The 9,260-nt window shown below is 60.3% G+C and carries 16 protein-coding genes and 3 pseudogenes; 3 read left to right on the top strand and 16 right to left on the bottom strand.

Translation table 11 applies throughout. From position 1 onward, the window contains the following. Window positions 1-801: MobA/MobL family protein (locus ACSYSY_RS09560; RefSeq protein ID WP_491708274.1), on the top strand; the 801-nt coding region annotated here is incomplete at its 5' end. Here the strand turns inward: ACSYSY_RS09560 and arsH (ACSYSY_RS09555) are convergent. From arsH (ACSYSY_RS09555) to ACSYSY_RS09520, 8 genes and pseudogenes are all read right to left on the bottom strand, one after another. Further along, window positions 802-1,505: pseudogene (gene arsH / locus ACSYSY_RS09555) on the bottom strand (arsenical resistance protein ArsH). Window positions 1,506-1,518: 13 nt separating this feature from the next. Beyond that, a pseudogene (locus ACSYSY_RS09550) lies at window positions 1,519-1,590 on the bottom strand (arsenate reductase); the annotation flags it as partial. Beyond that, on the bottom strand, window positions 1,587-1,940 hold the full coding sequence (locus tag ACSYSY_RS09545) for an ArsR/SmtB family transcription factor (protein ID WP_083813692.1): 354 nt from the start codon (window positions 1,938-1,940) through the stop codon (window positions 1,587-1,589). The gene ACSYSY_RS09545 and the pseudogene ACSYSY_RS09550, both read right to left, overlap by 4 nt. 48 nt (window positions 1,941-1,988) lie before the next feature. Further along, a complete protein-coding gene (locus ACSYSY_RS09540; protein WP_040509872.1) occupies window positions 1,989-2,261 on the bottom strand; it encodes a type II toxin-antitoxin system RelE/ParE family toxin in 273 nt (90 codons plus the stop codon). Next, complete coding sequence (locus tag ACSYSY_RS09535) at window positions 2,251-2,424, bottom strand: hypothetical protein (protein ID WP_008852989.1); 174 nt, start codon at window positions 2,422-2,424, stop codon at window positions 2,251-2,253. The genes ACSYSY_RS09540 and ACSYSY_RS09535 overlap by 11 nt, the downstream gene beginning before the upstream one ends. Beyond that, window positions 2,421-3,020, bottom strand: coding sequence for a helix-turn-helix domain-containing protein (locus tag ACSYSY_RS09530; RefSeq protein WP_040509871.1), 600 nt, complete (start codon window positions 3,018-3,020; stop codon window positions 2,421-2,423). Before ACSYSY_RS09530 ends, ACSYSY_RS09535 begins: the two co-directional genes overlap by 4 nt. A gap of 328 nt (window positions 3,021-3,348) precedes the next feature. Beyond that, complete coding sequence (locus ACSYSY_RS09525; protein ID WP_086656566.1) at window positions 3,349-3,885, bottom strand: 6TM ABC transporter family protein; 537 nt, start codon at window positions 3,883-3,885, stop codon at window positions 3,349-3,351. After that, window positions 3,882-4,139, bottom strand: coding sequence for a mobilization protein (locus tag ACSYSY_RS09520; protein WP_008852986.1), 258 nt, complete (start codon window positions 4,137-4,139; stop codon window positions 3,882-3,884). The genes ACSYSY_RS09525 and ACSYSY_RS09520 overlap by 4 nt, the downstream gene beginning before the upstream one ends. A 214-nt stretch (window positions 4,140-4,353) precedes the next feature. On the opposite strand from ACSYSY_RS09520, the gene mobQ reads away from it, so the two are divergent. Then, a complete protein-coding gene (mobQ, locus tag ACSYSY_RS09515; protein WP_491708273.1) occupies window positions 4,354-5,430 on the top strand; it encodes a MobQ family relaxase in 1,077 nt (358 codons plus the stop codon). On the opposite strand, the gene arsH (ACSYSY_RS09510) is transcribed toward mobQ, so the two are convergent. The 8 genes and pseudogenes from arsH (ACSYSY_RS09510) to ACSYSY_RS09475 all read right to left on the bottom strand — a co-directional run bounded on the left by arsH (ACSYSY_RS09510) (window position 5,431) and on the right by ACSYSY_RS09475 (window position 8,770). Further along, the gene (arsH, locus tag ACSYSY_RS09510) at window positions 5,431-6,135 is read right to left on the bottom strand and encodes an arsenical resistance protein ArsH (protein ID WP_086656569.1); all 705 of its coding nucleotides are present in this window, start codon (window positions 6,133-6,135) and stop codon (window positions 5,431-5,433) included. 13 nt (window positions 6,136-6,148) lie between these two features. Then, window positions 6,149-6,220: pseudogene (locus ACSYSY_RS09505) on the bottom strand (arsenate reductase); the annotation flags it as partial. Continuing rightward, on the bottom strand, window positions 6,217-6,570 hold the full coding sequence (locus ACSYSY_RS09500; protein WP_083813692.1) for an ArsR/SmtB family transcription factor: 354 nt from the start codon (window positions 6,568-6,570) through the stop codon (window positions 6,217-6,219). The gene ACSYSY_RS09500 and the pseudogene ACSYSY_RS09505, both read right to left, overlap by 4 nt. A gap of 48 nt (window positions 6,571-6,618) precedes the next feature. Beyond that, window positions 6,619-6,891: a type II toxin-antitoxin system RelE/ParE family toxin gene (locus ACSYSY_RS09495; protein WP_040509872.1), complete on the bottom strand. Its 273-nt coding sequence runs from the start codon at window positions 6,889-6,891 to the stop codon at window positions 6,619-6,621. Continuing rightward, the gene (locus ACSYSY_RS09490) at window positions 6,881-7,054 is read right to left on the bottom strand and encodes a hypothetical protein (protein ID WP_008852989.1); all 174 of its coding nucleotides are present in this window, start codon (window positions 7,052-7,054) and stop codon (window positions 6,881-6,883) included. The genes ACSYSY_RS09495 and ACSYSY_RS09490 overlap by 11 nt, the downstream gene beginning before the upstream one ends. After that, window positions 7,051-7,650 carry a helix-turn-helix domain-containing protein gene (locus ACSYSY_RS09485; protein WP_040509871.1) on the bottom strand — a complete coding sequence of 200 codons (600 nt, stop codon included), beginning with the start codon at window positions 7,648-7,650 and terminating at the stop codon, window positions 7,051-7,053. Before ACSYSY_RS09485 ends, ACSYSY_RS09490 begins: the two co-directional genes overlap by 4 nt. Window positions 7,651-7,979: 329 nt before the next feature. Beyond that, on the bottom strand, window positions 7,980-8,516 hold the full coding sequence (locus ACSYSY_RS09480; protein WP_086656566.1) for a 6TM ABC transporter family protein: 537 nt from the start codon (window positions 8,514-8,516) through the stop codon (window positions 7,980-7,982). Then, window positions 8,513-8,770: a mobilization protein gene (locus tag ACSYSY_RS09475; protein ID WP_008852986.1), complete on the bottom strand. Its 258-nt coding sequence runs from the start codon at window positions 8,768-8,770 to the stop codon at window positions 8,513-8,515. The genes ACSYSY_RS09480 and ACSYSY_RS09475 overlap by 4 nt, the downstream gene beginning before the upstream one ends. 214 nt (window positions 8,771-8,984) lie before the next feature. On the opposite strand from ACSYSY_RS09475, the gene ACSYSY_RS09470 reads away from it, so the two are divergent. After that, window positions 8,985-9,260 (top strand): MobA/MobL family protein (locus tag ACSYSY_RS09470; RefSeq protein ID WP_491708272.1); only part of this gene is annotated, 276 nt, incomplete at its 3' end.

The following is a 9,260-nucleotide window of genomic DNA, read 5'->3' as shown; positions in this document are numbered from 1 at the left end:
GCCGAGCTGGACGCGGGCGCACGGAAGGAACTGGCCCGAGATTTCGCCCGTGAACTGGTGGCGCGGTACGGGGTGGTGGCCGATGTTGCGATCCATGAACCCGGCCGGGAAGGGGATAACCGGAACCATCACGCGCACATCCTGACCACGACCCGGACGGCCGGAGCGGATGGGCTGGGGGCCAAGACGCGGGTTCTGGACGTGGCCAGCACCGCCTCGGCCGAGATCGAGCATATGCGGGGTGTATGGGCGCGTCAGGTGAACATGGCGCTGGAACGGCACCAGGTCGAACAGCGAGTGGATCATCGGAGCTTCGAGCGCCAGGGGAGGGAACAGGAGCCGACCCGGCATATGGGCGTGTCAGCGACCGCCCTAGAGCGACAGGCGGCCCGCGAGACCCCCGGCCGGGAGCCGGTGACGGATCTCGGGAAGCAGAACGCGGAAATCCGCGAGCGGAACCGGGTAATGGAAACGGCCCGCAAGGCCGTGGAGAAGGCGCAGGAGTTGTTCTCCGGCCTTGAGAAGAAGGCTCGGCTGGCGGTCGGTCTGGCCCGGAAGATCGGGCAGCGGATGGAACGGGAGAGGGAAGCCGAACGCCAACGGCAGGAGCTGGCGCGTCAGGCCGAGATCAGGCGGGATATGCAGCGCCAGCAGGACATGCGGGCGGCCGAGGAAGCTCGGAAAGACGCCGAGCTGGAGCGGCAGAAGCAGCTCCAGCAGGAACGAGGCCGATCTTTGGGGCGGTCACGGGGACGAAGTAGAGGCCGAGATTATGATAGCGGGCCAGATATAGGATTCTAGCTATATTGAGGTGGTGTTTAAATGTTGGTTGTCATGTTTCCGTTCACTGTAACGATCCACGAGGTAATCGGATCGATCCCGGAGTAGCCACGTAAACTTCATCAATTCCTCCATGACATCCACCATCCGGTCGTAGAGAGGGACGGCTTCATCCGGTCATCATCACCGAACTGCGTATAGGCCATTGGGACGCTGGACTGGTTGGGGATGGTGAACATCCGCATCCACCGGCCCAGCACCCGCAGGGCATTGACGGAATTGAAACTCTGCGATCCGCCTGAGACCTGCATGACCGCCAGCGTGCGGCCTTGAGTCGGACGGATCGATCCTTCGGACAATGGCAGCCAGTCGATCTGGTTCTTGAACACGGCGGTAATGTTCCCGTGCCGTTCAGGGCTGCACCAGACTTGACCTTCCGACCAGATCGAGAGTTCCCGTAGTTCCTGCACTTTCGGATGGGTCGCGGACACAGAATCCGCTACCGGCAGGTCGGTCGGGTCAAACACCCGTGTCTCGGCCCCCAGCACCTTCAGGATGCGTTCCGCCTCAAGAACCAACAGATGGCTGAAGGATCGGGAACGTAAAGAGCCATAGAGCAGTAGGATACGCGGCGGATGGTCCACACGCGGTTGCGGTTCCAGCCGCGCGAGATCGACCTGTTCAAGATATTCGGGGTGGAGGGCTGGCAAGTCAGATTCGGTCATTATGGTCCATTCGTGCATTATGGGCGAGTGCGAGCACGTTGCGCGACGTGCCGCAGGCCGGGTTGTGGTAGATCGTGATGGTCATGAGCAGGTTTCCGGATTTGAGCAGCAGGCAGACAAATCCGCGACAAGGGGAGTGCAGAGATCGGGACTGCCCGCACAACAATCCTTGACCAGAAACAGCATCAGCTCTCGCAAGCATGGCAGGGACACACGATAAACGATCTGACGGCTATGGCGCTGTGAGGTCAGCAGACCAGCGCGGGTCAATGTGGCCAGATGGACGGAGATCGTATTCTGCGGCAACGCTAACTGACGCGCGATCTCCCCAGCGGGAAGGCCATCTGGTTCATGGCGCACCAACAAGCGGAAAATTTCGAGGCGGGTAGATTGAGAGAGGGCACTCAGGGTAAGTAAGGCAGCTTCAGTATCCATATATCTATTTTGATAGATATATGGATATATGTCAATTTACATTGACCATCAGTGATCTTGTGACGTGTGCCAAACCCGAAGAACCCGAACGATTTTGGCCGTTTCTTCTACCTCATAGAGTAACACATAGGGACGGACGACTACCCATTCGCGAGTATTATCCTCACCCTCTCGGCCGATGTTCGGGAACATGGCGAGGTCTGTGGTGGCGTCGATCAGCCGGAGCAAAATCCGTTTGGCCGCGTGAGGATTGCGGGGAAGCAGGTAGTCAACGATGGCGGCCCGGTCTGTCAGGGCTTCATCGGACCATTCAACCTGCACGCCGTTCCTCGTGTGGCAGTGCGTCAATCGCCGCCTGAACGCGGGCCAGATCGGCTTTCAGGATCGTTAGAACCTGTTCGGCTGGAACGGCGGGTTTCGTGCTGTTCCGGGCCTTGTGGATTGCGGCCCTTTTGGCGGCCAGTTCGTCGGACAGGTCGGTCATGACGCACCCCCTTGGAGAAGTTCGAGCTGCATGGGTGGCCGGGTTTCCGCGGCCTGTGCCTTGCGGACGTCCAGCGAGCCGTTCCATGCCACGTGCGGGTTGATGAAATACACGGCGACACCTCGCCCCTGCATCCCTTCGATTTTACGACGTTCGCGGCGGATTACGCCCATTTTTTCCAGTGTGCCCATGATTGTGCTGACATGTTTGGGGGCACATCCGATCCGTTCGGCGAGCTGGTCGCGGGTGAGCAGGACTTCGCCTGTGTCCTGCCGGAGATTAAGCAGCACTAGGTCGAAGGCATGGCGCACCTGATTGGGCCGGTCGTCAGATGGTAACTCGCGGATGGCGTCCCAGATCGTGGCGGTCTGCATACGGCTCAACATGGTGAAACCTCCCGGCCAAAGCCCTTCGGTGGTGTCTGGTCGCGCGGCCTTCTGTAGCGCGTGTGTGGCCCGTGAGATGGCTATACGCGCCTCTCCGGGCAAATGCTTCAGGAGTTCTTCAGACAGGAGCGAGAGTTGCTCGGCCGCCTGTGCAGCTTCCTCCTGTCCGGATCGCTGCGGCTTGGTGGTGAGGCGCACAATCTGGGCCATGTTTCGCTCCCTGTGGAGAACCCGTTTTTAAGTCCCGGAATCCGGGATCATTAGTCCCAGAATCCGGGACTTAAAACAAGCCATTTTTCTAGGTTCTCTGCGGGGTGTGGCGATCCCTAAGAAAAAGAAAAGAATCTAATCCCCCTATTGTCCCCCCTTTTTTCGGTGGAAAACTGCCATTCCGGGGTCTGATCCGGCGCCCTGCGGGCGGGCTACGCCGCTCCCGCTCCGCGCTCGCCCGGCCCCTGTAACGCCAGCAGAATCGGGCAAAAGAAAATGGCTCAGGAAGCGAGGAGGGAGCTGGGCGGCTTTCCCTATCCTGTGACTGTCAGGGGATATACCAGCCGGTTATGTTTCCCTTGGCGTCCGCGTTCGGGAAGCAGACCGTGCCGCCTTTCTGGCGTTCCGTGGTCCAGCCGTTCCCTTGGCACAGGGTCAGCAGGTCGAGGCTGCCCCGTCGATCGAGGCCATAAGCCCGCTGTCCGGCCGGGGTGTTCGCCCAGCTCGCGGCCGCCTCCTGATTCCGGGCTTTCTGGTATCCTTCCGCGTGCCCGGTTTCCCATCCGGACTTCTGACCGAAGAAATATCCCCCGCCAAACGCCACCAGAACGATCAGGGAGGCCATCAGTCCCGTCCAGAGTAGAGATGAACGTATTTCGGCCTGACTGGCCTGTAGCGCCTCCTGTGAGGCTCCTGTGGCCTGTTTAAGCGCGGTCTGCATTTCGGCTGACAGGGCCTGTTCCTGCCGATTCCGGGTGGCCTGATCGGTTCGGACGGCCCGGAGCAGACGGTTCGTCTCCGCCATTTCCCGGCCGAGCTGGTCGAACGCGGCCAGTCCGTCATCCAGCTCGCGTTCGTCGGTCATGACTTGTCAGGTTCCGGCTTCTGCCACCCCTCGAACGCCTTGTGGTCGTGGTCGCGGGTGATGCGTTTCATCAGTTCGTCAATGACCCGGCCGAAGCGTTCATCCTTCCCGGCCGCGTCGATCAGCAGCCCCCCGAGAATAACCTTGCGGCGGGTGTCCAGCTTGCGTTCCTCGGCGTTCTGTCTGGCGAGTAAAGCCTGATACCGGGCCTTGGCCTGCTCGACCTGCTGTTTTGCCTTCTCGATGGGTGTCATTTTCCCTCCCGCACCAAGTGGGTGCAATGGTCTGTTGTGATTTCCATTCCTGCGTGACCCTGTTGAGGATACCCGATTTTTCGGAAGTTTTCTTGATTCCTCGTGGAGTGCAAACAACCCTTGCGACGAAGGAGTGAAGGGCGCACTTTAGCATTGTTCCAATGCGTGCGTCAGGGACGTTCCTTCCCTGAACCCTTCCTGAACGGAGCGAGGCGTGGCGATCTACCACCTATCCGTCAAATCCATATCGCGTTCGGCTGGTCGCAGCGTCGTGGCTGCTTCTGCCTATCGCGCCGGTCAGGAGCTGACGGACGAACGGCAGGGACTGACGCATGACTACACCCGCAAGCAGGGGGTGGAGGATGCGTTCATCGTAGCCCCGGATGGCGCGGACTGGGCGCAGGACCGGAACGCTCTGTGGAATGCAGCCGAGGCGGCCGAGAAGAGGAAGGACGCCAAGACCGGCCGGGAATACGAGCTGGCATTACCGGCCGAGCTGGACGCGGGCGCACGGAAGGAACTGGCCCGAGATTTCGCCCGTGAACTGGTGGCGCGGTACGGGGTGGTGGCCGATGTTGCGATCCATGAACCCGGCCGGGAAGGGGATAACCGGAACCATCACGCGCACATCCTGACCACGACCCGGACGGCCGGAGCGGATGGGCTGGGGGCCAAGACGCGGGTTCTGGACGTGGCCAGCACCGCCTCGGCCGAGATCGAGCATATGCGGGGTGTATGGGCGCGTCAGGTGAACATGGCGCTGGAACGGCACCAGGTCGAACAGCGAGTGGATCATCGGAGCTTCGAGCGCCAGGGGAGGGAACAGGAGCCGACCCGGCATATGGGCGTGTCAGCGACCGCCCTAGAGCGACAGGCGGCCCGCGAGACCCCCGGCCGGGAGCCGGTGACGGATCTCGGGAAGCAGAACGCGGAAATCCGCGAGCGGAACCGGGTAATGGAAACGGCCCGCAAGGCCGTGGAGAAGGCGCAGGAGTTGTTCTCCGGCCTTGAGAAGAAGGCTCGGCTGGCGGTCGGTCTGGCCCGGAAGATCGGGCAGCGGATGGAACGGGAGAGGGAAGCCGAACGCCAACGGCAGGAGCTGGCGCGTCAGGCCGAGATCAGGCGGGATATGCAGCGCCAGCAGGACATGCGGGCGGCCGAGGAAGCTCGGAAAGACGCCGAGCTGGAGCGGCAGAAGCAGCTCCAGCAGGAACGAGGCCGATCTTTGGGGCGGTCACGGGGACGAAGTAGAGGCCGAGATTATGATAGCGGGCCAGATATAGGATTCTAGCTATATTGAGGTGGTGTTTAAATGTTGGTTGTCATGTTTCCGTTCACTGTAACGATCCACGAGGTAATCGGATCGATCCCGGAGTAGCCACGTAAACTTCATCAATTCCTCCATGACATCCACCATCCGGTCGTAGAGAGGGGACGGCTTCATCCGGTCATCATCACCGAACTGCGTATAGGCCATTGGGACGCTGGACTGGTTGGGGATGGTGAACATCCGCATCCACCGGCCCAGCACCCGCAGGGCATTGACGGAATTGAAACTCTGCGATCCGCCTGAGACCTGCATGACCGCCAGCGTGCGGCCTTGAGTCGGACGGATCGATCCTTCGGACAATGGCAGCCAGTCGATCTGGTTCTTGAACACGGCGGTAATGTTCCCGTGCCGTTCAGGGCTGCACCAGACTTGACCTTCCGACCAGATCGAGAGTTCCCGTAGTTCCTGCACTTTCGGATGGGTCGCGGACACAGAATCCGCTACCGGCAGGTCGGTCGGGTCAAACACCCGTGTCTCGGCCCCCAGCACCTTCAGGATGCGTTCCGCCTCAAGAACCAACAGATGGCTGAAGGATCGGGAACGTAAAGAGCCATAGAGCAGTAGGATACGCGGCGGATGGTCCACACGCGGTTGCGGTTCCAGCCGCGCGAGATCGACCTGTTCAAGATATTCGGGGTGGAGGGCTGGCAAGTCAGATTCGGTCATTATGGTCCATTCGTGCATTATGGGCGAGTGCGAGCACGTTGCGCGACGTGCCGCAGGCCGGGTTGTGGTAGATCGTGATGGTCATGAGCAGGTTTCCGGATTTGAGCAGCAGGCAGACAAATCCGCGACAAGGGGAGTGCAGAGATCGGGACTGCCCGCACAACAATCCTTGACCAGAAACAGCATCAGCTCTCGCAAGCATGGCAGGGACACACGATAAACGATCTGACGGCTATGGCGCTGTGAGGTCAGCAGACCAGCGCGGGTCAATGTGGCCAGATGGACGGAGATCGTATTCTGCGGCAACGCTAACTGACGCGCGATCTCCCCAGCGGGAAGGCCATCTGGTTCATGGCGCACCAACAAGCGGAAAATTTCGAGGCGGGTAGATTGAGAGAGGGCACTCAGGGTAAGTAAGGCAGCTTCAGTATCCATATATCTATTTTGATAGATATATGGATATATGTCAATTTACATTGACCATCAGTGATCTTGTGACGTGTGCCAAACCCGAAGAACCCGAACGATTTTGGCCGTTTCTTCTACCTCATAGAGTAACACATAGGGACGGACGACTACCCATTCGCGAGTATTATCCTCACCCTCTCGGCCGATGTTCGGGAACATGGCGAGGTCTGTGGTGGCGTCGATCAGCCGGAGCAAAATCCGTTTGGCCGCGTGAGGATTGCGGGGAAGCAGGTAGTCAACGATGGCGGCCCGGTCTGTCAGGGCTTCATCGGACCATTCAACCTGCACGCCGTTCCTCGTGTGGCAGTGCGTCAATCGCCGCCTGAACGCGGGCCAGATCGGCTTTCAGGATCGTTAGAACCTGTTCGGCTGGAACGGCGGGTTTCGTGCTGTTCCGGGCCTTGTGGATTGCGGCCCTTTTGGCGGCCAGTTCGTCGGACAGGTCGGTCATGACGCACCCCCTTGGAGAAGTTCGAGCTGCATGGGTGGCCGGGTTTCCGCGGCCTGTGCCTTGCGGACGTCCAGCGAGCCGTTCCATGCCACGTGCGGGTTGATGAAATACACGGCGACACCTCGCCCCTGCATCCCTTCGATTTTACGACGTTCGCGGCGGATTACGCCCATTTTTTCCAGTGTGCCCATGATTGTGCTGACATGTTTGGGGGCACATCCGATCCGTTCGGCGAGCTGGTCGCGGGTGAGCAGGACTTCGCCTGTGTCCTGCCGGAGATTAAGCAGCACTAGGTCGAAGGCATGGCGCACCTGATTGGGCCGGTCGTCAGATGGTAACTCGCGGATGGCGTCCCAGATCGTGGCGGTCTGCATACGGCTCAACATGGTGAAACCTCCCGGCCAAAGCCCTTCGGTGGTGTCTGGTCGCGCGGCCTTCTGTAGCGCGTGTGTGGCCCGTGAGATGGCTATACGCGCCTCTCCGGGCAAATGCTTCAGGAGTTCTTCAGACAGGAGCGAGAGTTGCTCGGCCGCCTGTGCAGCTTCCTCCTGTCCGGATCGCTGCGGCTTGGTGGTGAGGCGCACAATCTGGGCCATGTTTCGCTCCCTGTGGAGAACCCGTTTTTAAGTCCCGGAATCCGGGATCAATTAGTCCCAGAATCCGGGACTTAAAACAAGCCATTTTTCTAGGTTCTCTGCGGGGTGTGGCGATCCCTAAGAAAAAGAAAAGAATCTAATCCCCCTATTGTCCCCCCTTTTTTCGGTGGAAAACTGCCATTCCGGGGTCTGATCCGGCGCCCTGCGGGCGGGCTACGCCGCTCCCGCTCCGCGCTCGCCCGGCCCCTGTAACGCCAGCAGAATCGGGCAAAAGAAAATGGCTCAGGAAGCGAGGAGGGAGCTGGGCGGCTTTCCCTATCCTGTGACTGTCAGGGGATATACCAGCCGGTTATGTTTCCCTTGGCGTCCGCGTTCGGGAAGCAGACCGTGCCGCCTTTCTGGCGTTCCGTGGTCCAGCCGTTCCCTTGGCACAGGGTCAGCAGGTCGAGGCTGCCCCGTCGATCGAGGCCATAAGCCCGCTGTCCGGCCGGGGTGTTCGCCCAGCTCGCGGCCGCCTCCTGATTCCGGGCTTTCTGGTATCCTTCCGCGTGCCCGGTTTCCCATCCGGACTTCTGACCGAAGAAATATCCCCCGCCAAACGCCACCAGAACGATCAGGGAGGCCATCAGTCCCGTCCAGAGTAGAGATGAACGTATTTCGGCCTGACTGGCCTGTAGCGCCTCCTGTGAGGCTCCTGTGGCCTGTTTAAGCGCGGTCTGCATTTCGGCTGACAGGGCCTGTTCCTGCCGATTCCGGGTGGCCTGATCGGTTCGGACGGCCCGGAGCAGACGGTTCGTCTCCGCCATTTCCCGGCCGAGCTGGTCGAACGCGGCCAGTCCGTCATCCAGCTCGCGTTCGTCGGTCATGACTTGTCAGGTTCCGGCTTCTGCCACCCCTCGAACGCCTTGTGGTCGTGGTCGCGGGTGATGCGTTTCATCAGTTCGTCAATGACCCGGCCGAAGCGTTCATCCTTCCCGGCCGCGTCGATCAGCAGCCCCCCGAGAATAACCTTGCGGCGGGTGTCCAGCTTGCGTTCCTCGGCGTTCTGTCTGGCGAGTAAAGCCTGATACCGGGCCTTGGCCTGCTCGACCTGCTGTTTTGCCTTCTCGATGGGTGTCATTTTCCCTCCCGCACCAAGTGGGTGCAATGGTCTGTTGTGATTTCCATTCCTGCGTGACCCTGTTGAGGATACCCGATTTTTCGGAAGTTTTCTTGATTCCTCGTGGAGTGCAAACAACCCTTGCGACGAAGGAGTGAAGGGCGCACTTTAGCATTGTTCCAATGCGTGCGTCAGGGACGTTCCTTCCCTGAACCCTTCCTGAACGGAGCGAGGCGTGGCGATCTACCACCTATCCGTCAAATCCATATCGCGTTCGGCTGGTCGCAGCGTCGTGGCTGCTTCTGCCTATCGCGCCGGTCAGGAGCTGACGGACGAACGGCAGGGACTGACGCATGACTACACCCGCAAGCAGGGGGTGGAGGATGCGTTCATCGTAGCCCCGGATGGCGCGGACTGGGCGCAGGACCGGAACGCTCTGTGGAATGCAGCCGAGGCGGCCGAGAAGAGGAAGGACGCCAAGACCGGCCGGGAATACGAGCTGGCATTACCG

This window comes from Aristophania sp. ESL1100, assembly GCF_058511235.1.
Note: the sequence above shows the minus strand (reverse complement) of the source record. Positions and strands in the feature narration are given on the sequence as shown.

Coding starts and splice junctions, on each gene's coding strand:
- ACSYSY_RS09545 (WP_083813692.1), bottom strand. CDS start 1,940: ATGGATACTGAAGCTGCCTTACTTACCCTGAGTGCCCTCTCTCAATCT.
- ACSYSY_RS09535 (WP_008852989.1), bottom strand. CDS start 2,424: ATGACCGACCTGTCCGACGAACTGGCCGCCAAAAGGGCCGCAATCCAC.
- ACSYSY_RS09530 (WP_040509871.1), bottom strand. CDS start 3,020: ATGGCCCAGATTGTGCGCCTCACCACCAAGCCGCAGCGATCCGGACAG.
- ACSYSY_RS09525 (WP_086656566.1), bottom strand. CDS start 3,885: ATGACCGACGAACGCGAGCTGGATGACGGACTGGCCGCGTTCGACCAG.
- ACSYSY_RS09520 (WP_008852986.1), bottom strand. CDS start 4,139: ATGACACCCATCGAGAAGGCAAAACAGCAGGTCGAGCAGGCCAAGGCC.
- arsH (WP_086656569.1), bottom strand. CDS start 6,135: ATGACCGAATCTGACTTGCCAGCCCTCCACCCCGAATATCTTGAACAG.
- ACSYSY_RS09500 (WP_083813692.1), bottom strand. CDS start 6,570: ATGGATACTGAAGCTGCCTTACTTACCCTGAGTGCCCTCTCTCAATCT.
- ACSYSY_RS09490 (WP_008852989.1), bottom strand. CDS start 7,054: ATGACCGACCTGTCCGACGAACTGGCCGCCAAAAGGGCCGCAATCCAC.
- ACSYSY_RS09485 (WP_040509871.1), bottom strand. CDS start 7,650: ATGGCCCAGATTGTGCGCCTCACCACCAAGCCGCAGCGATCCGGACAG.
- ACSYSY_RS09480 (WP_086656566.1), bottom strand. CDS start 8,516: ATGACCGACGAACGCGAGCTGGATGACGGACTGGCCGCGTTCGACCAG.
- ACSYSY_RS09475 (WP_008852986.1), bottom strand. CDS start 8,770: ATGACACCCATCGAGAAGGCAAAACAGCAGGTCGAGCAGGCCAAGGCC.